Origin of the sequence: Bradyrhizobium sp. Ai1a-2, assembly GCF_000426245.1 — a bacterium.
Classification (GTDB): Bacteria; Pseudomonadota; Alphaproteobacteria; order Rhizobiales; family Xanthobacteraceae; genus Bradyrhizobium.
Genome location: NZ_AUEZ01000013.1, coordinates 89573 through 110254 on the forward strand (window position 1 = coordinate 89573; position 20682 = coordinate 110254).

Genomic DNA, 20682 nt, shown 5'->3' on the forward strand with positions numbered 1-20682 from the left:
CGTCAGTAGCTGAATTCGGATGCGTGGAAATATTATCGTAGTGGCATAGGAACAGTTGGGGCGAGCTTGATCGCTCCCCCGCTCCTTGATCGGAGCCGCGCGCAGCGTCGTATTCGTTCGATTTGACAGGAATGATCCCAATGAGCGGCAACGATCGATATCGATCCACCGGTGACATCTTGCACACAGCGATCGTGGGCGCCGGCGTTGGCGGCCTCTACACCGCGTGGCGTCTGCTCGGTTGCGGCCAGCCTCCCGGCAGCATTGCGGTGTTCGAGGCGTCCGCGCACGTCGGCGGCCGCCTGCTCAGCGTGACCATGCCGGGGACCACCGGCATCGCCGCAGAATTCGGCGGGATGCGCTTTCTTTCCAGTCACGCGCTCATCACCTCGCTCGCGGCAAAGTTCGGTCTCGGGATTCGCGAGTTCACCACGGGCAACTCGGAGAGCATTTTCTATTCCCGGGCCAAGCAGTGGCGTGCCGGCGACATCGCAAAGAAGCACCCCCTCCCCTACGGGCTGCGGCCGGACGAGCTCTATCTCGATCCGTTCGAATTGATCGTCAAAGCCGTCCAACGGGTGATGCCTTCCATGAAGCACCTGTCGCCCGATGAGTGGGTGAAGATGAAAGAGTCGCTCATGCTCGACGGCTTTCCATTGATCGACTGGGGCTTCTGCAATCTGCTTGGCCGTTTCCTGTCGGATGAGGCGCTGCAATTCATCGAGATGGGGATTGGCTACAGTGCAGTCGTGAGCAACTGGAATGCCGCCGACGCATTGTCGCTGGTGGCCGAGTATACCAGCAGCCCGACCGAGAAAACCCTGGTGGACGGCATGCAGGCCTTGCCGAACGCGCTTGCGGCCGCCGTCGCACGCGAAGGCAGCGCCATTCATCATCAGCACAGGCTGGTATCGCTGCGCGGTCCGGCCCAGACAGGCGATGGCCTGCACGAACTCGTCTTCATGACGCCTGACGGACCGCGCGCCGTTCGTGCGCGCCGTGTCGTGCTTGCGCTGCCGCGCCGGGCAATCGAGATCATCGACGACTGCGCTGCGTTGAAAGAACCACGCATCACGGCTCTGCTCGCGACTGTGACGCCGCGGCCGCTCGGCAAGCTGTTCCTCGCCCATGAGCAGCCCTGGTGGCGTCCGCTTGGTCTGACCAGCGGACGCGCGACGACCGACCTGCCGATCCGGCAGATCTATTATTTCGGCACCGAGCCCGACCGGCCGGCAGGCGCGACAGGCCACCTGACCATGGGCTATTTCGATCGTCCGCAGCTCGATTACTGGGCTGGCCTGCGGCGCCTGGAACAGCCAGGCGGCAACGGATTCACCATGCTCGATCCTGATGGCCCCGTGGCGACAGAAGCCCGTCGCCAGATCGGTGTCGTGCACGGGCTCGACCAGCCGATGCCAGCACCGCTGTCGGTCGGCTTCATGAACTGGGAAGACGATCCCTACGGTGGCGCCTGGCACACCTGGAATCAGGGCGTGAAGAGCTGGGAGGTCATGGAGAAGATCGCGGCGCCGGTGCCCGGAACGGCACTGCACATCGTCGGCGAGAGCTGGTCGACCAAGCAGGGATGGGTGGAGGGCGCGCTGGAGACTGCGGAGGCCGCGGTAGGCACGATGACGCGCGTACTTGCAAGCTGAGGTCCTGCTCGTCAAAGCGGCTATGCTCAGGTCTCGAATTGGCGCTGAACCGAGCAGCGATTGAGCCGTTGCCACGTTGAGATAGGCGGTAATCTGGGATAGTCGCTTTGTGCGCCTACCATCGCCGCGTTCTGGAGCGTTTTCGGTTCTGATTGAATCAGAACCGAAGCTCTAGATTCTTGTTTTGACGCGTTTTCTTCACGCGAACCGGTGTCCACTCCGCTCCAAAACGCTCTAGGGATGCTTCGGATATGCCGACAACGATAATCAGGCTTGCTTTCGTGACGGCTTTCTCGCTGGTCGCCTTCATAGGGCCAACCTCGGCCTGGGCGGCCGGTCCGACGTTGACGGTGTCGGCCGGTGGCAACGTTCAGGTCTTCGATCGGGACGCCCTGCTTGCGCGTCCAGATGTCGTCGAGATCACCACGTCGCGTGACGTCGCATATCGTAACCCTCGGACGTATCGCGCCGTGGCGCTCGCGAAGTTATTCGAAGGAGCCGCCGTTCCAGCCGGCGCCGTGGTGGAAGCGGCAGCGCAGGACGGCTTCGTGACCCAACTCCCTCGCGATCTGATCTATGCTGGCGACGGCATCGTCGGGTACCTGGCAATCGAAGCCGCCGACCAACCGTGGCCGCCAATTCCAGGTAAGGCGAAGAGCGCGGGCCCCTTCTATATCGTGTGGGTCGGCCATGAAGCGCCATCCGTCCCAATCATGAATTGGCCCTACCAGGTCGTAAGTTTGTCGGTGCAGGACGCACCGGCCAGGCGATGGCCCTCACTCGCGGTCGATCCCACGCTCCCCGCGCTCGATCCGGTGCGAGAGGGCCAGATCGTTTTCGTGAACAAATGCCTCACATGCCATACGTTGAACAATGCGGGACCAGCGACGGCCGGCCCCGATCTGAATTTGCCGATGAACCCGACGGAGTACTTCACCGACGCCGGCCTGCGCGCGCTGATCCGAGATACGCGCTCAGTTCGGGTTTGGCCGGAGCAGCGGATGCCGAGCCTTTCCAAAGAAGACCTGAGCGATGAGGAAATCGAGCTGATCGTGGCGTATCTGAAGCACATGGCGGGCAGGAAGAACCAGGCAACGGAGCGCGGAAGCGGCAAACCTTAGGTAAATCGCAGGCAGTAGCCGCTCTTCAATCTCCGTGCGCCGCAAAACCTTGGGTGATCAGCACGATCGATCATGTCTGGACGCGTTGGACAACGCTGGTCGGCCCGGCAGCATGGCTAGGCGCGACCAGGGGAAATGTCATGCAGACGGAAGTGCCTTTTCCGGGAGCGGAGATGAGCGTGATCCGTCCGCCGAGCTGCTCGGTCACGAGATTGTGGACGATATAGAGGCCGAGCCCGGTGCCGCCGTTCGCCCGTCGCGTGGTGAAGAACGGATCGAACACATGACGCTGAATTTCCTCCGGAATGCCGCATCCGTCGTCGGAGAAAACGATCTCAACCTGACCGACGGCGAGGCGCGTTGCCTCGATCAGCATATTTCCCCCGGGCCCGTCGGCAAAGCCGTGGTTAACGGCATTGAAGATCAGGTTGGTCAGCACCTGTCCGTAAGCGCCGGGGTAGCTGTCCAGGATGATGTCGGAGGGGATGTCGATCGCCAAGGACCTGCGCGGCTTGGGCAGGCCCGGCACCACGCTGGCGACGATCTGCTCGGTCGCAACTCTCAGATCAAACTTGCGGCGATCGGCTTGGCTGCGATCGACGGCAACCTGTTTGAACGCTTGAATCAGCTCCCCGGCGCGTTCGAGATTCGACACCAACTGATTGGCGGCGTCGCGGTTGGTGTCGGCGAAATCCGCAAGCAGGGACCGGCGCACGGGGCCTGAGAGGATTTGATGTCCGAACCTGGCGCAACGTTGCGCCAGAGTAGAAGCAATGGTCAGGCTGATGCCGATGGGACCGTTGAGTTCGTGAGCGACGCCCGCAACGAGGCGCCCGAGTGCGGCAAGTCTTTCAGTCTCAATGAGATAACGCTCAGCTTCGCTTGCGTGCAGCGCGGCTTCGGCGATCTTCCTCTTCTCCCGGATTTCGGCAAATAACGCAGCCAGAAATGACGCGCCGACGGTCACAAGCAGAATGCTGACCTGCGCTGCCAGAACACGCTCGTCCAACGAAAGCGCAGGATTGCCAAAATAGCCGATGCCAAAGGTGGTCGTCCAAACAATCGAAAGACTGACAATGAAGGCCGCCGCGGCGGCAAAAACCGGCCGGCACCGCGCCGCAAGCCACAACATCGGGGCGAACAAGACGGCAACCGGCCCAACATTCGCCAGCAGGTCCGACCGCAGGAAAATGGCGAGTGCGCTCACGAGTGCAAGCGCCGCAACCGTCAAGGCGCCCTCGATCAGTTCGCCGAGCGGCGGCCGGTCGCGGGCCGCCGAAGCGAGCTCGATCACCAACGGCGTAACCGCCATGATCCCCAGTCCATCGGACGCAAACCAGTGCTGCCAGGTCGTCCATATCGGCGTCGTCGAGCTGTGGAAAAATCTGAATACGATCGCGCCGCCAACGCCGGACACGGCTGTCCCTATCATGGCTGCCGCGACCAGTCCCGCCATGTTGCGCACCTTGCTCAAGGTGAAGTCGGGACCAAAGCAACGCTCGATGAGCCATGCCGTGAGCGCCGCCTCGCCGGCATTGCACAGGCCGAACAGAAAGGCGCCCGGGACATTTCGATCGCCAAGCAGATTCGCCAGAATGGTGGCGGCCATCGTGCCGAAAATGACCGGCCATCGCGCCTGGAAACCGAGAGCGATGAGGGCCCCGGCCGACACGCCTGCGGCGGGCCAGAAAACAGCTACGCCCTCGGGTTTGGTCAGCAGTGCAAGGCTCAGCCGCGCCGCTACGAAATAGACGACGCCGATCGCGATAGTGAGCGCGATCGCGTGCACCCACCGCGTCAGATCGAGACCGGTCGACCCCTCATGCCGGGCCTTTGTTCGCGGGTTCTGAAGCACCAGGCGATCCTTGCCCCATCGCCATCCAAGCACAGACTCCGAAACGTATTCCTGCAACAGACGCGAGGTCCAACCCATGGTGGATTGGACCGAAAGCTGTCTTGAGTGCTGACTGTAGGCCGAACGAGGCCCAAACCTCAAGTAGCTCCGCAAGCGAAGATACGAGGGATCACGCCCTCAGCAGATCCAAAGGTCGGTTTCTCGCCCCCTGGCTGTCTCAAAATCGCCAAGCCGGCTCATCCGACCGCAACCTTATGCCGGCCTCGACGAACGCTGCGCTACGCCCTCGACGCGGCGTGCGCCCTATCGTTTGACGAATTTTTTCCGAGTCCGGCGCGCATTAAGCGGGGCTTGGACGGTGGAGCATTTCGACCGCTGACCGTTTCAAATCGAAGCCAGACGGGCAGCGCTCTTGCAATCCGCCGATCGCCATCGACGTGCAGTGCCGTGCCGGCGGCGTCGCACCACTTCCTATGACCAAGATAGACCTCGACGTAATCGCGGATATTGCCGCGAAGCGTAAGATCGACGGCAAATCCCGGGTCCTTCATGCAGACATCGACACCCGATCGTCCGAGGATCAGCCACATGATCCGGAATTTCGTACGGCTCGCCGGCACGCCAGAGAATTCGAAACGCAGGACAACGCGGCGATCCGGCAACGCGCTCAGATCAACACGCCGGCGCAATCCCCATATCAGCAGGGCAGGATCAAGATCGGAACGTTTGATCCGGTCACGGGTGTGAGTCATTCCCCACTGCCCCAGCGCTTCCACCACCGGACGCAGGTCCTCGCCGGCGGGCGTCAGTCCGTACTCATGACCCACCGCGTCGGCGCGCGGCCGGCGCTCGATGACACCGTGGTCCTCCAGCTCACGCAGCCGGGCGACGAGGACGGCCCGGGAAATCAACGGCACGCCGCGATGGATGTCGTTGAAGGAGAGCGGGCCAGCCATCAGTTCGCGCACGATGAGCGGAGTCCAGCGGGCGGCGAAAATCTCCGATGCCTTCGCGACCGGACAGAACTGACCATAATCGGCTGACATGCTCGCGATGTAGTGACCGGCGGGTCTAACGGCAAGTACGAAAAACAGACTGGTGGAACCAGGCGCCTTCTCCACATGTCAGCACGTCACCGCTATTTGCGGAGTTTCTTTCACCTGCAAGCCGCCTCGTGTCGCGGCGCCGACATCGCAAGGAGTGCACCACAATGACAACTTTCGTCCTGATCCACGGAGCCTGGCATGGCAGTTGGTGCTGGACCCGCGTACGCGACCTGCTAGCCTCCGAAGGGCACCGGGTGTTCACGCCGACGCTGACGGGCATCGGAGAACGCTCGCATCTCTTGAGCCGCGATGTCAGCCTCGACACCCACATCGCTGACGTCGTCAACCTCATCACTTGGGAAGACCTGCGCGAAATCGTCCTGGTCGGACACTCCTACGGCGGAGTCGTCGCGGGCCACGTCGCCGACCGGATACCGGAACGGATTCGCTCGCTCGTCTATCTCGATGCCTTCGTGCCTGAGAACGGCAAGGCTCTTTTCGACTACCTGCCCGACAACGGCCAGGGCTTTCGGGAACTCGCTGCGGCGAGCGGCGAAGGCTGGAAGGTTCCAGCGCCCCCGGCATCGTTCTTCGCGGTCAACGCGGCAGATACCACCTGGGTGGACCGAAAGTGCACGATGCATCCGTTGTCCACCTTTGAAGCGCCGGCGCGGATCAGCGGCGCCTGCGATGGCGTCCCAAACATCGGATACATTCTGGCGGGTGACTTTGACTATCATCCGTTCAGGCAGTTTTACGCCCGGGCAGGAGAGCGCCGCTGGTGGAAGGCGGAGCTTGCGTGCGGACATGATGTGATGCTCGACATGCCAAACGAGCTGACGGCCCTGCTGCTGCAGCGGACCGCGGCAGAGTCATCATGACCACATGCATGAAGATATCCTCGACCGCAGCATTGACGTTCAAGTGCTGCGGCGCGAGCTCGAGGCCGATGCCAGCACGCCCCTTGTCATTCGGGCCGAGCGTGGCGACGTCCTGACCTTACCCGTAGCAGAGCTGTTACAGTGTGCGATCGGACCGGGATAGCCGTCGATGGTTGCATCCCGGGCCGGTGGCGCCGCGTCGTACTTGGTGCCGCCGGGCATATGATTTCGCCGGAGAAGTAATCATTTAGCGTGGCGACTGTGTCGATCACCGGCTTCCTCCACGCCTTCTTTGGACCGGGCATGCTGCTCCTCGTTCGGATGCGAATCCTGGGCGAGGAGGTTGGACGGCGAGACGCTACATCTTGACTACGGACCCGGGCCGTTCGGCTACAAGTGCAACGCATTCGGCTGCGGGTGTTGGAGGCGCGGCGAAAAACCGCCATATTGAACCGACAGGAATCAACCTTATATTGTGTTGTCGGCGAGCAGCCATCGCTGCCAATGTTTTGGTGCCGCGGCCGCAAAGTGTGCTTCGCCCGAACCTTTCGCTTAAGAGCAACACAGATGAGGATCGACTGAGTGCTCGCCGGCTCGGCGCGCCCAACGGCGGACTTGGCTTTTATGAACCTCCGAATCGGTGACATCGTTGCGACAAACGTCTCGACCGATTGTATCGGTCGCGAGAACGAACTGAAGCTGCTGGAGCGTCTCCTGGCCGATGGCGGACCCGTGATTGCCCGAGTCCACGGGATTGGGGGCATCGGTAAGTCAACATTGCTTTCGGCCTTCGCGGCGCGCGCAGAGCAGCTTGGCGCGACAGTCATCAGCCTCGATTGCCGTGCGATTGAGCCGACTGAGCGGGGCTTCCTGAGCGAGCTGAGCGCCGCGGTCGGCGCTGATCTTCGAAGCCCGGATGACGCCGCGCATGCCCTCGGGCGATTTGCACGGCGTGTCGTTCTCATGCTCGATACCTACGAACGTTTCCGGTTGATGGACTCCTGGTTGCGACAGCTGTTCGTTCCCTCCTTGAGCGCCAACGTACGAATCGTGCTCTGCGGACGCGATCCCATGATGACCGGCTGGTTGACTGCGCCGGGTTGGCACGACCTTATTCTCACGCTTGCGCTCGACACGTTAGGTGATCGCGCCGCCCTCGATCTGCTCGAGCGGTCTCAGGCTTCCGCCGCCGATGCGCAGCAAATCATGCGCTTGACGCGCGGCCATCCGTTGGCTCTGAAGCTGGCAGTCGCCGGAGGACGCCGCACGGTCGACCTTGAGTCGGCGGTGTTGCCGCGCGTCGTGGAGGAGCTGACGCGGCTCTACGTCGCGGAGATCGGCGACGCGTTCACGCGGCGGGTGCTCAATGCAGCATCGGTCGTGCGGCGCACAACGCTGTCCTTGCTGAGCGCAATGCTGCCGGACGCCTCGCCGCAAGATGCGTATGAGCGGCTGCGCGCTCTTCCTTTCGTAACGATCAGCCGCGAGGGGCTGCATGTGCACGACACCATGCAGCAGACGATTGCTGCCGCCCTGAAAGCGGCGGACCCGACCACGTACCGAGAGCATCGTCGTGCGGCCTTCCGGCAGTTGCGTACCGAGTTTCGCAACGCCGGGGCATCGGAGATGTGGCGGTATACCGCCGACATGCTCTACATCATCGAAAATCCTGTGACGCGTAACGCGTTCTTCCCGCCAAATGCGAACCTTCTCGCGGTGGAAACAGCCAGTCCGGCTGACTGCCCCGCCATCGAAGCCATCGTGGCTCGCCACGAGGGCGATGAGGCCGCAGCCTGGCTGCTCGGATGGTGGCGGCGTGCGCCGCAGGCCTTTCGCGTCGTGCGCGATCAACACGGGGCGCTCGCCGGCTTCTATGTGCTATTCGAGGCGTCGAGCGATCTCGATGTTGCGAGCACCGAGGCTGATCCGGTCCTTCGAGGATGGCAAGCGGACCTTCGGCGCAACCCGGTTCCGGCCGATGCGCGCGTCCTGTTCTGCCTTCGCTGGCTGGGTGCCGCCAACGGTGAGGCGCCGTCGCCGGAACAAGGCGCCATTTGGCTCGACATGAAACGGTCGTATATGGAGATGCGGCCGCATCTGCGTCGCATCTATTTGCCGGTCAACGACATCGCGACGTATGGGCCGATTGCAGCCGGGCTTGGGTTTCGTGTGCTCGAGGACGCGGGCACCAGCCTTGATGGCAAGACGTATCACACGGCGATGCTCGACTTCGGGCCGCAATCGGTGGACGGTTGGCTCGCCGGTCTGGTGGCGACAGAGCTTGGCATTGAAGACGAGCAACTCCTCGATGCCGATGCGCGCGAGCTGGTGTTGGGCGAGAGCCGTGTACCGCTGACCCGGCGAGAATTCGCCGTCATGCAAATGCTGACCGAGCGTCCCGGAACGGCGATCGACCGCGATGCGCTCCTCGATACGATCTGGGGACGGGACTACGAAGGCGGCAGCAATGTCGTGGATGCCGTCGTTCGGCTGCTGCGCAAAAAGCTGGGCGACCGCGCATCGTGCATCGAGTCTGTCAGCGGCGTTGGCTACCGATTCAGGCAAAAGTCAGCTTAGGTGCAGGGAATGGTACCGGCGCCGCGGCGACGCGGAGCTTCAATATCGTTCCACCGGCAGCACAAAGACGTAGCCGACACCTCGTTCCGTCCGGATCATGTCCGGCGCGTTTGGATCGACCTTCAATTTTCGGCGCAGCCGCAAGACCTGGACATCGATACTGCGATCGAAGATGTCCTCGTGAACGCGGGTCGCTTGCAGCAAATGCTCGCGTGTCAGCGGGCGCTGCGACGCTTTGAGAAAAGCCAGCAAAAGCGCATACTCGCCTTTGCTCAGCGAGACCTGCTTCCCACTTGGGTCGATCAGCCGTCGCCTGCGGCGTTCAAGCTGACAACCGCCGAATCGGTATCCGCCACGCTCGAAATCGCGGGCGCGCGACGTCCGCCCGATCTCCTGGCGCCGCAGCACCGCATGGACTCGGGCGAGCAATTCCCTGAGGCTGAAGGGCTTCGCGATATAGTCGTCCGCGCCGAACTCGAGGCCCAGAACGCGATCGATTTCGTCGAGCCGATGACCGGTCATGATGATGATCGGAACGTCCGAATACGAGCGGATCTCCCTCAGGAGATCGAGCCCATCGTCGTTCCCCAACCGCAGGTCAAGCAGGATCAAGCTGGGGTACGTTCTTGCAAACAGATGATTGAACTCACGGCGATTGGACGCAGCACTCGCAGAGAGATCTCGTTCCACGAGATAATCGGTCACCATTGACCGAATCCCTTCGTCATCATCGACAACGATAATGTGATCTTTTTTGATTGAGTTTGCGGTCATGCCACGAACGCCGCGAGAAGCGTCGAAGACGTTAGAAGAAAATCGCTCATCCACCACGACCCTCGCCAGGGAGTGCTCTTGTCCCATCAAAGTCTCCGATCTCGGAGAGTGACGAAACGATCTAAGACGAAGCCCGTGGAATTTACTGCAGCGCCGCAAGCAGAGAACATGAGCCCTGACGAACGGACATTCCGCTCTATGACCGTCAGTGGCACTGCTTGCTCATCAATCGCAGCGTATTTGTCATACCGGACCATGTTTTTCAACTGACGCTGGCTTCGGCCATCTATGCGTCGATCCAGGGTCTCTTTGCGAATGCGAGCGACTTTGTCGAACATTCGAGCTTCAATTTGCTTCGGAAGATTGGATGCCGTTCAGCCTTCTTGGAATCTGAACGGCTCGATTAGCTGCCTTTGCCGTGCTCGCGCAGAAAACGAGGGTCGCCATTCCTGGAAACCCGCTGTGCGGCATGGCTTCACGGAAGCCCGCGCGTCACTCGCGTGGGCGCATCGAGGATGTCGAAATCCTTGGACGTAATGTTCGTCAAGTTCGGATGCGCGATTACAGCGGCGGCTACCTCTCCGGCCATGTACGCCTCCATGGCGGCGCGATCGGTCCAGATATAAACGCCGCCATAGGTGTTAGTCGCTGGATCGGCGATCCAGTACTTGGTCGCGAGACCCGGCATTTTGGCGAATGTGGGCGCCAAATCGCGACAAAGCGCGAGATAGTCCTGCTCGGTTGTATTCTCGAGATTGTAGGTAATGATTTGAACGTGCATCGGCGGTTCCTTTCTTCAGTCTGCCTGCAGGCCTCGCCGTTACAACGTCGCGCGGTGGAACGGCTGGCCTGACCTCCGCGTAAAGGTCGGCGATGCCGAAGTCATGATGCAGTCATGAGAGAAAAATGAGATGAGACGGCGGGTACGTCCGCGTGCGCTTGGCGAGAGCCGCACCTGCGCGTTTAGCCTTCAGCAGACTGGCAGGGGTCGTTCAAGAAGACGGGAGCAGCCCGCGAGCAGCCGGTCACGCCCAGAGCGTTGCGCGGTTGCGAGGACGAGACAAGTTTCGCGGGGGTGACGCGCCCCCGCTTCTCCGTTACCGGCCGGCGAGCATCGGCGGGCCGACAACCTCGATCTGCAAACTCTTTGCAAGGGCCAGCAAGTCCGTATCGCCGCCCTCTGCGATCACGCGGAGCGCCTCTTCGCAGCCCCCGGGCGAAGCGATCGCCAGCATTCGGAATGGTGAACCAAACGGGTTACACCACGCGTGGGGGATATCCTTGCTCGCGGAAACCGAAGAGCCAGCGGCAACGTCGAAAGTCTTGTCGCCGTAGAGGAAGCGCGCCGTGCCTTCCAGGATGATAAAATGCTCATCCTCGTTGCGATGAATGTGCACGGGAGTGCCGTCACCCGGCTGCGAAATGATTTCGACAACCGAAAAAGCGCCGTTGGTATCCGCGGCCGACGTACGGATCAGGCAGCGCTCTCCCGGCCGCGTTTGCAGCCATTCTGCATTGTCGGGACCGTTGCTCATTGTGGACCTCCTCTGAAAATGCCGCGCCTTGCCACGCGTGGTAACGCCGTTCTGACGGCAGATGTAAAGGCGCGCAACGATCGGCAAGCATGCGATATCGAATTACGCTTGCCGCGCCGCTGCACGTTCTGTGTTATTTCCTCGCTTCGTCGGGGCGGTTTTCAGAAGACTCTGGGAGAGCGCGGAGAAATGCTTTGACCACCGTGGCGGCGTTATCTGAGGCCAGATGTTCGAGCTCATTCTCCGTGTTTTCGCCGGCGCCGCCGCCGGCCAGATCTGACAAGCCGCGGAAGGCTATGAAGGGGATATGGTTCGAATAGGCCACGTGGGCGACGGACGCACTTTCGTTGTCAACTAGGTTGGCCTTGAAGGTATCATAGATCCACTTGCGGAATTCGGCATTGTCGATGAAGGCCGGACCGGAGACGCCGGGACCTCCGATGACCACACGGGGATCCGCGACACCGCAGACATCCCGTTTCAGGCAGGTTTTCAACTCGACTTTCGTTGCGATCGAACGTGCGGCCTCCAGCATGTTCGGATCGACGTCAAACCAGAAGCGCTTTTCCGGCTTGTCCTGACCCGGATGAGCTATTTCCACCGCATAGGGAAAGATCATGCCGTAGTTCGGCAGCGTCGCGCCGAGCCATTTCGGCACCGACCAGCCTGCCCCGGTTTTCCGGGCAAAGACGGATTCGAGATATTCCGACCATCGATCGGCCACGACGACATCCCCTGCTGAAAGGCTGGGGTTGATGCCGCCGGCGATGCCGGAGAAAACGATGCGCCTGATCTTGAAATGATCAATTGCGCCCTGCGTGGTCATGGCGGCGTTGACCATCGACACACCGCTGAGGAAAAGAACCACGTCTTTGCCCTCGAGTTGACCCACGATGTAAGTCACATCCGCTATGATCTCCGTCCGGGTCACGCTCATGGCATTCTTGAGCGCGAGCCATTCGGGACTGTATGCTGAGATGATGGCGATCCGCGGCGTAGGGTCCACCTGTTCAGCCGCAGCCGCACGATCCGTCAGGAGGGCCAATGAGGCCAACAAGAGTGGCGCAAACCGCAAAGCATTCCACCGTCGTGACCGACTGGGGGATGCCTTGCTATCCGATCTCGATGCGGGTTTTTTCACGAAGGGCTACGAACAAGTCTGGAGGCGGCGGGATGTGAGAGTGACGACAGGCCACTCTCACATCGATCGACGCGGGGTACGTTTCTCTATTGCTCGCTCACTGTCAGCGGAATATCGCGCAGACGCCGCGCTCAAACCATGCTTTGGTCGCGAACATCTCGGAGTTCTCAGCGGTCGCTGGCGTTGGGCTCAGTTGTGTAGCGAGCGGCTTTGATGGAGCGAGGCCAGGGCAGCAGCATCGCGACTCGCTCGCGGTATTGCCGATACTGATCGCCGAACACCGCAATCAGATCGCGCTCCTCCAGGCTGGCGCCAACGAAAATGTAGGCTGTTGCGACGGCGGCGAATAGAAAGTGCCCACCCGTCATTGTTGGCGTCGACCAGAAAGCGATGATGAATCCCAGATAGAGTGGATGGCGTATCAGTCTGTACAAAAATGGAGTCTTGAAACGAGAGCCAACAGCGCTGGCGGCTGGATCTGCGAACACCTGTTGCAGACCGAACAGCTCAAAGTGGTTGATCTGGAAGGTGGCGAAGAGCACGATTGACCAGCCGAACAGTGCGAGCCCCGACAGGGCCATGGCGGCGGTCGGATCCGCAACACTCCAGACTATCGCGGGAATGGGGCGCCATTGCCAAGCCAGCAGGATCAGGGCCAGACTGGCGAGAAGGACATAGACGCTTCGCTCGATTGCGCTTGGGATGAACCGGGTCCACCACTGCTTGAATGACCTCCGGGCCATCACGCTGTGCTGGATAGCGAAAAGCGACAACAGCAGCAGATTGATGATCACCACCTCGAGCATTGGCGTGGCGGGCCCTGAGTCGATGTCTTTCGGCACGACCGCGCCGAAGACGAAGCCGATCATATAGAGAAACGTGCCCAGGAAGATTGCATAGGCGATCAATCCGAAACAGATTGAGACAATTCGGGCCATTTTTGCTCCTTTTTCAGAGGGGGAGATGTTCGATCATCTCGCACCGTGACCGAGTATTCAGCGCAAGCAGGAGTGTTCTGACCGGGTATCTCGTCATCTTCACCTGCTCGCATCGCGCGGCAAAGGATGGAGAGGTGCGGTGACGGCGCTGTTTCATTTCTGCTTTAAAGGGTTGCAGACGTAATATTGGTCGTCGCCCCCCCTTCTATTCTAACAGGTTTTCTTCACGCGAACCGGCGTCCACCCTCGGATCAGGTCCGAGGGCATGCCTTGCTCGAAAACGCTCTGGGACGACGCTGGACTAATGCGGCGCTAGCGGCACATCACGTCGACGGCGCCGTTGACGATGGCTTCGAGTTCTTTGCGTGGCACGCGGGCTCGGGCGCGGAGCGCGAGGGTGTGGAGGGTGGCGGAGGCGAGCTGCCCGAGCGTGGCGATATCAGCGGTCGCCGGCAGTTCGCCTTTGTCGACGGCGCGGCGGAAGCATGACGCAAAAGCCTTGTCGAGTTCGACGAAGCCTTCGAGCGCCAAGGCGCGGATCTCGGGATCGCCGACCGCGTCGGAAGCCGCCGTCACCACCGTGAAGCAGCCGCGAGGAGAATCGCCGGAGAGATAGATATCCAGCGCCACGGCATAGATGCGCGCCAGCCTTTCGCGGATCGGCAGCTCCTCGCGGAAGATGTCGATCATCGCGGCGCGCGCATCGTCGCGATAGCGCTGATAGCTCTTGATGTAGAGCTCGCGCTTGTCACCGAACGCACCATAGAGACTCGGCCGGTTCATGCCGGTGGCGGCGCTGAGATCGTCGAGCGACGTCGCGGCAAAGCCGCGGTTGCGGAACAGGTCGAGCGCCTTGCCGAGCGCAACGTCGGGCTCATAGGCGCGCGGCCGCCCGCGCCGCTTTGGCTCGGCAGCATCGGCCTGTTTGCCAGCGGGTGGTTTGGCAGCAGATGGCAGCCTCTTCTTTTTTTGTACCATTTCGCAGGAAATTCCTTGACCGAAACCATATTATGCAGAACAGTATAAAAATCAACACGCGGCCCGCCGCCGGGCCGAAACGCGAAGGAGGCACCCATGGAGCTTTATTTCTCGCCGCTCGCCTGTTCGATGGCGACCCGCATCTCGCTGTATGAAGCGGGCGCAAGCGCCGACTATCTCGAGGTCGATCCGAGGACAAAAGTGGTGCTGAAGGACGGATCGGATTTCGCCAAGGTCAATCCGCTCGGCCTGGTGCCGACGCTGCGCACCGATGATGGCGCGGTGCTGACCGAGAATGCCGCGATCCTGCAATATGTCGCCGACCATTTCCCGCAGGCCAATCTCGGCAGCGGGCCCGGCATGGAGCGCAGCCGATTGCATCAATGGCTGTGCTTCATCGGCACCGAGCTGCACAAGGGCCTGTTCGTGACGCTGTTGGACAAGAAGGCGCCGCAGGACGCCAAGTCCTACGTGCTGGAGAAGAACCTGTCGCGGCTCGACTATCTCGAGAACTATCTGAAGGGGCGCGAGTACCTGCTCGACCATTTCAGCGTGGCGGACGCTTATCTCGTCACCATCATCAACTGGACCATGGCGACGCCGCCGATCGAACTGGCAAAATGGCCGGCGCTGAAGGCCTATTACGACCGCGTGCGCGCGCGGCCCTCGGTCGCGAAGGCAATCGCGGAGGAGTTCGAGCTCTACAAGGCCGAGATCGCACGCCACAAGGCGGCCGCGTAGTAACTAAGCTGCCGCACAACACCCTATCGTCCCGGCTCAAGGCCGGGACGACACCGGAATTGTGGGACGTTCGTCACCCCACATCGGCCTTCAACAACACCCGCAGCGCTTTCGGAATCGGCTGCGCCTTGCCCTCGCTGATGAAGGCAACGCGTACCTGCGCCTTCACCAGCACGTCCTCGCCTCGCCGCACTTCCTGCGCCAGCGTGATCGAGGCGCCCTTCACTGCGACCGGCCAGGTCACGACGTCGAGCACGTCGTCCATCCGCGCCGGCCGCAGGAAGTCGATCTGCATCGAGCGAACGACGAACGCAAAGCCCGGCGTCTCGACCTCGGTCTCCGCGAACAGCGCATGCTGCTCGGCGCCCATCAGTCGCAAATGATTGGTGCGGCCGCGCTCCATGAAGCGCAGATAATTGGCGTGATAGACGATGCCGGAAAACTCTGGTTTGACGATATCGCAACAGAAGTCTAACGCCTTGATTTCATTGGGTCGCTGGAAGACCATAGCATGAACGAGGGGCAGATTTATCTGGGCCCTTCCATAGCAAGCCTCAGCGACTTCGGTATGCGCTGCGCCTTTCCGCCTGAGATAAACGCCACGCGTACACGCGCCGTGACTAGGAGATCGTCTCCCCGCCTGCATTCCTGCAGCAAGGCGATCGACGCGCCCCTCACCTCTTGCGGGACCGTGACGACGTCGAGCAGGTCGTCCAAGACCGCCGGTCTTAGAAAATCGATTGTCATCGAACGGACAACGAAGGCAAAGCCGGGCGCATCGGTCTGCCCGTCGTTGAGCAGCGCTTGCTGATTGGTTCCGAGTAGGCGCAAGTAATTCGTTCTGCCGCGTTCCATGAAGCGCAAAAAATTCGCGTGATAAACAATCTGGCCAGCGTCGGTATCTTCGAAATAAACGCGGACCTGCATATGATGGCGGCCGTCGCGAATTTCGCCATCAAGAGAGGCTGTCAAAGAACGGTTCCCGTTAATGCGCTTCTGAGATCAATTGTCTTGCACAGAGGCGCCTTCCTCAGCAAGCGCCAATCGTCTTGGGCTTGGCGGCGCTATGATCCGCAAAATGCCGTCTTTCCTAAGCGCACGGGCGATGCGACTATTGCCGTGTTCGCTTCAGCGCGAGCTGCGATCGACGCCGTAGTTAGGGCCCAGCGGGAACTGAAACTATCTTTGCCGATGGGTACTTGCACCGGCAGGGTTGGTGTTGACGTGCCTAGGCGCAAGCGATCCGGCCCAGCTCAGGAGGTCGAGGACATCGGTGGCGTAGACGGAGGCGCCCTCATTGGCGATGAGAAGCTTGCGCCCGTCGGGAGAGAAGACCAGGGAGGCAACGTCTCCTCCAGGCTTGAACGTGATCAGTGAGTGACCGGTGGCAGCGCTCCACAGTCGCACGGTCCCGTCCTGGCTCGCGGTGGCCACATAGCGTCCGTCCGGCGAGAATCTGGCGTCCGAGATGCGACCGGTGTGTCCGATCAAGACCGTCTCCAGTGCACCGGTCTTGGCATTCCAAAGTCGTGCTGTACGGTCCCGGCTCGCAATCAGGATCCGCCTGCTGTCCGAACTGAAACTTTGGCCTGTAAAATAGTCGTCGGGGCCGTGGGGCATCTCCAGCCGCCCGAAGCTTTTGCCAGTCTTGAGGTCAAAGAGCGTCGCCGCGTGTTCGCGCCCGCTGTTGCTAATCTGCAATCCGAACATCCCGTCGGAAGAGAAGACGAGGGAATCGGATCGAGAGTCCTGGTCGAGTTGGTACTGAACTTTCGACAGCGCCCAGTCCCAGCGACGGACCACGTTCTTGAAGTCCGTCGTCATGACACCCGAGCCGTCGGGCGTAAACTCCGCCGCATGGACGGTCTCGTCGTGCGGGAGGCGCGCCACGGGCTTGCCGCTGGCAGCATCCCATACGCGCGCGGTCTTGTCATCTGCTACCGTGACGATACGTAAGCCGTCTCCGGTGAAGGCAGCTTTCCGTATCGCCTCGTCGTGGCCCACGAGTTGTCGTGATTGCACGTCTGCCCCGAGGTCGAAGACATTCGCGGTCTTGTCCTCTCGGTCGAAACAGACCATGCGGGTCAGGTCGGTTGAGAACACGGGATCGCCGCGACAGGTGGCGACCTGGGCAATGGGCAGCGTGCCGGACGGAGCCCAGATTTCGACACGACGGTTTTCGGAATGGTCGCCGACGAACGCCAGCCGCTGACCATCCCCAGAGATCGCGCGAAAGTCCATGGAGGATCGTTGCCCGCCCGTTGCCGGCAGCCCGTTTGCGGTCCTGCCGTTCCAGAAACTGCAGGTGCCTCCTTTTGCGCAAGTCGTGGCCTCACCACTATTACCGAGAAATGCCGCTAAATTCACGTGCTTGCCGGCGTCCAGCGCCAGCAGCGGGTGCGTCTTCTTGACGTCCCAGATCTGCACGGTCTGGCCACCGTCCGTGGTCGCGATCGTTTCACCGTCCGGCGAGGCGGCCGCGGTCTTCAGCGTCGCCGGTCCGCCGCCGAGAATGAGCGGTGGCTCGCTCAGATCTCCCGCGTTCCAGAGCCGTACCGAGTTGTCCCGGCTCGCGGTGACGATGCGCTTGTCCTGCGCCACCAGAGATGCCGAGAAGATGACTTTGGTATGCCCGGTGCCGCTCTCCTTCGGGCGCATGTTGGCGGCGTCCCACCGGGTGATGCTGCTGTCGCTGTTCGCCGTGAAAAAGGCCTTGCCGTCGGCAGAGAAGGCCGCGTGCTTCAGTTCGGCGGGAAAGTCACTGCCGAACTTTCGGATCAGCTTGCCCTTTCGGGCGTCCCAGAGGCCTGCCTGACCTTGCCACTCCATCAGCACGACCGATCGGCTGTCCGGCGTGAATAGCACTCTTTCGACGCCGCGGATCGGCGAGCTGCCTTGCTGCTCCCTGGCCTCCTTCCGTGTCAGCGGCCAACCAACCGTGCTCACATGCTTGGCGGTGTGAGCGTCGCGGATTTCGGAGACGTCGCAGCCTGATCCCCAGATGGCCAGCAGGCGGGAGTCCGGGGAAAAGGCTGCATGAGCAGAAGAATCCTCGCAAATTGTGAATGCATCGATCTTCGTCCCAGCTCCGTCCCAAAATGTGGCGTCGCCGTTGTCATAGATCGCCAGGATTCTAGTATTGTCCGGAGAGAACGACACCTGCGTTGCCCGCGGTCGCTGATTGTCGCTGTTGTTCGGGTCAGGCGCCCCCTCGCGGGTGAACACGAGCTGCTCGCTTTCGATGTCCCAGACCTTGACGGTGCCGTTGTCGGCGCCCGCGGCAACGCGCCCGGCATCCGACGTGAGGGCGACGGACAGGACCTTGCCATCGTGACTGAAGGTCCGCTTCAGCGTTCCGCTCGCGGTGTCCCACAGGCGGACCGTCTTGTCGTCGCTGGCGGTCGCCACCGTCGTGCGGTCGGAAGCGAAGACGATGGCGTTGACCGGCCCGTCGTGGAGGAGAACCAGCCGCACCAGCGGAGCCTCGATCACTCCGCCCAGCGCTGCCTGTGCCTCCTCGCTCGGTGTTCTCGCTGCGGCCGCCATCGCAAGGGCAAGGGCCTGCGCCGGATCGTAACTGGCCATGAGCTGGGATTGTGCGGCCAACTGGCGGGATTCGGCTAGGTGCTGCTGGTTGAGCGCATACCAGCCGAAGGCCGTTGCTGCCACGGCGAGACACAGGAAGAGGGACATCATGAGGACCACGATGCGGATGGTTCTGCGCCGCAGCGCGCGCTCTTCGCCGCGGAGCTGTCCCCAATCCATGCCGGGATAGAACCGCAGCAGAATCTGATGGACGTCCTCGATCAGTTCCTCGCGCAGGGTGAGGCTGCCGGGGTTCGCGATGATCGCGGGGCGCCGGTCCCGGACCGACGCCCAGAGCGGCTCGGCGGCAAGGCCGTCGCTCAGGGCGGGCGGCAGCAGCGTGCGGCGGATGTCGTCCCAGCTCTGCGCGTCGCCCTCCGTCAGCACGATCAGGACCTGTCCGTCCCGCGGCCGGCTGAACCAGTGCATGGCCTCCATCTGCATGCCGCGGCTGTCGCGGGCCGCGGGCGAGGCTAGAACGATCAGATGGGTGGAGCGGTCAATTCGGTCGAACAGCTCGGTTTCGAGATTGGAGCCCGCCGGCAGCGAGGACAGGTCGCGGAAGATCGTCTTCGCCCTCGGCTTGTACCACGGGCAGAGAAACCGATGGATGATCGACTGAATGACCGGAGCGACGTTGCGGTCCGCCTTCAGGCTGTAGGAGATGAAGCCGTCGTATCTGGACGCGCCATCGACCCAGAGCAGGGCACTAAGCCACGCCGGCAGAAATTGTCGCCAACGCTTTGGAGGCGAAACATCCAGCTCGACGTAGCTCATGGAATCACTCGGGAAACGGGACGGAAAACGCGAGCCGGCCGCAGGCAATGGACGATCGCGCTGGCACGTTACCTTGCCGCGTCACCGATGCTTTTACAACTGGCAGTGTCGGCCGCGGCCGGTCTTTGCTGGCGCAGGACTCGACGACATGCTCGGTCAGTGGGACCTCTCGACCACCGAGCGCAGCACGACCTGCATCGTCACGCTCTAGCTCGACGCGGCGGGGCAGGGCTCCAGGCTCGAGCCCGTCTGCAAGACCGCGCTGCCGTTCACCAAGGACATCGCAGCCTGGAGCGTCAAGGGTCTCGGCATCGCGCGGCTGAACGACAGAGCCGCAACGGGACTGACGCCGGGCACCGTCATCAAACGCCGGTAGACGAGATCATGCTGAACCAGTTGGATGAGCACACGATGCAGCCGATCGGAGCCCTCGAGGATCGCGCGGCGGGCATCCAGCATGGCCTCAATCATCACAGAAAATACTGGACCGTTGTGCTCGAGCAGTTTCCGGACGCGTGCTTCGTAGCCCTGCGACCCACGGATCCTATCAGCAAGCCACGCTCGCAGCGGCCGCTACCGTCGTGAGCCACCGCCCGCAGGCTTGCTAGCTATCAACGAGAGCCCGTAACAATATCTGGGACAATTCTCGACCTCGAGGACGCGGATACGTCGAAAGATCGAGGTATCGACTGATGGTTGAAGGATATTCAACACATCCATTCCAGCGTGGAAAGAGCACACATGGCGAAACCCTTCGCCACAAGATGAACTATTTTTGCGCCTTGAGTAATTGCTCGGTGTAGTGCTTTTCACGTCAACTGATGCGTGTATATTCGTCTAAGGCTCCCCTGCCGTCAATTTCTATTTTGGTCCGCGGATAGGAAGTTGAGCTGTAGTGTTCATTGATCAGAAGCGCCAGTTCCCGCACATTTTTGTGTTCGTCTCAGAAGGTGACGACACAACGGCATACGACGACGAAGAGTTACTCGCGGCTCCATGGAAGCGAGAATATGTGATTGAAAGGCTGGCGGTTGTGGGGTGTTGGTTGATCCGATTGAGAAATGGACAGCCGCGGCCG

Annotated in this window: 17 protein-coding genes and 1 pseudogene; 6 read left to right on the plus strand and 12 right to left on the minus strand. The window is 61.4% G+C overall.

Annotated elements, in window-relative coordinates; translation table 11 throughout:
• Positions 1 to 140: 140 nt before the first annotated feature.
• Positions 141 to 1655: an FAD-dependent oxidoreductase gene (locus K288_RS0111930; RefSeq protein WP_027579769.1), complete on the plus strand. Its 1515-nt coding sequence runs from the start codon at positions 141 to 143 to the stop codon at positions 1653 to 1655.
• Positions 1656 to 1812: 157 nt separating this feature from the next.
• On the opposite strand, the gene K288_RS54070 is transcribed toward K288_RS0111930, so the two are convergent.
• Complete coding sequence (locus K288_RS54070) at positions 1813 to 1965, minus strand: hypothetical protein (RefSeq protein WP_201449665.1); 153 nt, start codon at positions 1963 to 1965, stop codon at positions 1813 to 1815.
• A gap of 40 nt (positions 1966 to 2005) precedes the next feature.
• Between K288_RS54070 and K288_RS45280 the strand changes: the two genes are divergently transcribed.
• A complete protein-coding gene (locus K288_RS45280) occupies positions 2006 to 2776 on the plus strand; it encodes a cytochrome c (RefSeq protein WP_244443133.1) in 771 nt (256 codons plus the stop codon).
• A gap of 70 nt (positions 2777 to 2846) precedes the next feature.
• Here K288_RS45280 and K288_RS49530 read toward each other — a convergent pair whose 3' ends face one another.
• Positions 2847 to 4709, minus strand: coding sequence for an ATP-binding protein (locus K288_RS49530; protein WP_051334486.1), 1863 nt, complete (start codon positions 4707 to 4709; stop codon positions 2847 to 2849).
• 200 nt (positions 4710 to 4909) lie between these two features.
• Complete coding sequence (locus K288_RS45290) at positions 4910 to 5677, minus strand: helix-turn-helix domain-containing protein (protein WP_051334487.1); 768 nt, start codon at positions 5675 to 5677, stop codon at positions 4910 to 4912.
• 164 nt (positions 5678 to 5841) lie between these two features.
• On the opposite strand from K288_RS45290, the gene K288_RS0111950 reads away from it, so the two are divergent.
• The gene (locus tag K288_RS0111950; RefSeq protein WP_027579770.1) at positions 5842 to 6558 is read left to right on the plus strand and encodes an alpha/beta fold hydrolase; all 717 of its coding nucleotides are present in this window, start codon (positions 5842 to 5844) and stop codon (positions 6556 to 6558) included.
• 582 nt (positions 6559 to 7140) lie between these two features.
• Positions 7141 to 9135 (plus strand): winged helix-turn-helix domain-containing protein, encoded by a 1995-nt coding sequence (locus K288_RS0111960; protein ID WP_152535480.1) that lies wholly within the window; start codon positions 7141 to 7143, stop codon positions 9133 to 9135.
• A 39-nt stretch (positions 9136 to 9174) separates the two neighbouring features.
• Here K288_RS0111960 and K288_RS0111965 read toward each other — a convergent pair whose 3' ends face one another.
• The 6 genes from K288_RS0111965 to K288_RS0111995 all read right to left on the minus strand — a co-directional run bounded on the left by K288_RS0111965 (position 9175) and on the right by K288_RS0111995 (position 14501).
• Positions 9175 to 9909 (minus strand): response regulator, encoded by a 735-nt coding sequence (locus K288_RS0111965; protein WP_027579772.1) that lies wholly within the window; start codon positions 9907 to 9909, stop codon positions 9175 to 9177.
• Between the two features lie 475 nt (positions 9910 to 10384).
• A complete protein-coding gene (locus tag K288_RS0111975) occupies positions 10385 to 10690 on the minus strand; it encodes a YdhR family protein (protein WP_027579774.1) in 306 nt (101 codons plus the stop codon).
• A gap of 316 nt (positions 10691 to 11006) precedes the next feature.
• Positions 11007 to 11444 (minus strand): cupin domain-containing protein, encoded by a 438-nt coding sequence (locus K288_RS45295; RefSeq protein ID WP_043159676.1) that lies wholly within the window; start codon positions 11442 to 11444, stop codon positions 11007 to 11009.
• A gap of 133 nt (positions 11445 to 11577) precedes the next feature.
• Positions 11578 to 12489 (minus strand): 5'-methylthioadenosine/S-adenosylhomocysteine nucleosidase, encoded by a 912-nt coding sequence (locus K288_RS45300; protein ID WP_244443130.1) that lies wholly within the window; start codon positions 12487 to 12489, stop codon positions 11578 to 11580.
• A 263-nt stretch (positions 12490 to 12752) separates the two neighbouring features.
• Complete coding sequence (gene mddA, locus K288_RS45305; protein WP_051334489.1) at positions 12753 to 13523, minus strand: methanethiol S-methyltransferase; 771 nt, start codon at positions 13521 to 13523, stop codon at positions 12753 to 12755.
• Between the two features lie 312 nt (positions 13524 to 13835).
• Positions 13836 to 14501 (minus strand): TetR/AcrR family transcriptional regulator, encoded by a 666-nt coding sequence (locus K288_RS0111995; protein WP_027579775.1) that lies wholly within the window; start codon positions 14499 to 14501, stop codon positions 13836 to 13838.
• 96 nt (positions 14502 to 14597) lie between these two features.
• Between K288_RS0111995 and K288_RS0112000 the strand changes: the two genes are divergently transcribed.
• Positions 14598 to 15242: a glutathione binding-like protein gene (locus tag K288_RS0112000; RefSeq protein ID WP_027579776.1), complete on the plus strand. Its 645-nt coding sequence runs from the start codon at positions 14598 to 14600 to the stop codon at positions 15240 to 15242.
• 73 nt (positions 15243 to 15315) lie between these two features.
• Here the strand turns inward: K288_RS0112000 and K288_RS0112005 are convergent, their stop codons facing one another.
• From K288_RS0112005 to K288_RS0112015, 3 genes are all read right to left on the minus strand, one after another.
• Complete coding sequence (locus tag K288_RS0112005; protein WP_084799560.1) at positions 15316 to 15750, minus strand: YbgC/FadM family acyl-CoA thioesterase; 435 nt, start codon at positions 15748 to 15750, stop codon at positions 15316 to 15318.
• A gap of 20 nt (positions 15751 to 15770) precedes the next feature.
• Positions 15771 to 16214 carry a tol-pal system-associated acyl-CoA thioesterase gene (ybgC, locus tag K288_RS0112010; RefSeq protein WP_027579778.1) on the minus strand — a complete coding sequence of 148 codons (444 nt, stop codon included), beginning with the start codon at positions 16212 to 16214 and terminating at the stop codon, positions 15771 to 15773.
• A 207-nt stretch (positions 16215 to 16421) separates the two neighbouring features.
• Positions 16422 to 19652, minus strand: coding sequence for a hypothetical protein (locus K288_RS0112015; protein ID WP_152535481.1), 3231 nt, complete (start codon positions 19650 to 19652; stop codon positions 16422 to 16424).
• Positions 19653 to 19749: 97 nt separating this feature from the next.
• Between K288_RS0112015 and K288_RS54685 the strand changes: the two are divergent.
• A pseudogene (locus tag K288_RS54685) lies at positions 19750 to 19932 on the plus strand (AprI/Inh family metalloprotease inhibitor); the annotation flags it as partial.
• Positions 19933 to 20682 lie beyond the last annotated feature (750 nt).

What these genes read in the sequence shown, in the direction of transcription:
- K288_RS0112005 (WP_084799560.1), bottom strand. Translation starts at nt 15,750, where the DNA reads ATGGTCTTCCAGCGACCCAATGAAATCAAGGCGTTAGACTTCTGTTGC.
- K288_RS0111975 (WP_027579774.1), bottom strand. Translation starts at nt 10,690, where the DNA reads ATGCACGTTCAAATCATTACCTACAATCTCGAGAATACAACCGAGCAG.
- K288_RS0112000 (WP_027579776.1), top strand. Translation starts at nt 14,598, where the DNA reads ATGGAGCTTTATTTCTCGCCGCTCGCCTGTTCGATGGCGACCCGCATC.
- K288_RS49530 (WP_051334486.1), bottom strand. Translation starts at nt 4,709, where the DNA reads ATGGGTTGGACCTCGCGTCTGTTGCAGGAATACGTTTCGGAGTCTGTG.
- K288_RS54070 (WP_201449665.1), bottom strand. Translation starts at nt 1,965, where the DNA reads ATGAAGGCGACCAGCGAGAAAGCCGTCACGAAAGCAAGCCTGATTATC.
- mddA (WP_051334489.1), bottom strand. Translation starts at nt 13,523, where the DNA reads ATGGCCCGAATTGTCTCAATCTGTTTCGGATTGATCGCCTATGCAATC.
- K288_RS0111930 (WP_027579769.1), top strand. Translation starts at nt 141, where the DNA reads ATGAGCGGCAACGATCGATATCGATCCACCGGTGACATCTTGCACACA.
- K288_RS0111950 (WP_027579770.1), top strand. Translation starts at nt 5,842, where the DNA reads ATGACAACTTTCGTCCTGATCCACGGAGCCTGGCATGGCAGTTGGTGC.
- K288_RS45295 (WP_043159676.1), bottom strand. Translation starts at nt 11,444, where the DNA reads ATGAGCAACGGTCCCGACAATGCAGAATGGCTGCAAACGCGGCCGGGA.
- K288_RS0111965 (WP_027579772.1), bottom strand. Translation starts at nt 9,909, where the DNA reads ATGACCGCAAACTCAATCAAAAAAGATCACATTATCGTTGTCGATGAT.
- K288_RS45290 (WP_051334487.1), bottom strand. Translation starts at nt 5,677, where the DNA reads ATGTCAGCCGATTATGGTCAGTTCTGTCCGGTCGCGAAGGCATCGGAG.
- K288_RS0111995 (WP_027579775.1), bottom strand. Translation starts at nt 14,501, where the DNA reads ATGGTACAAAAAAAGAAGAGGCTGCCATCTGCTGCCAAACCACCCGCT.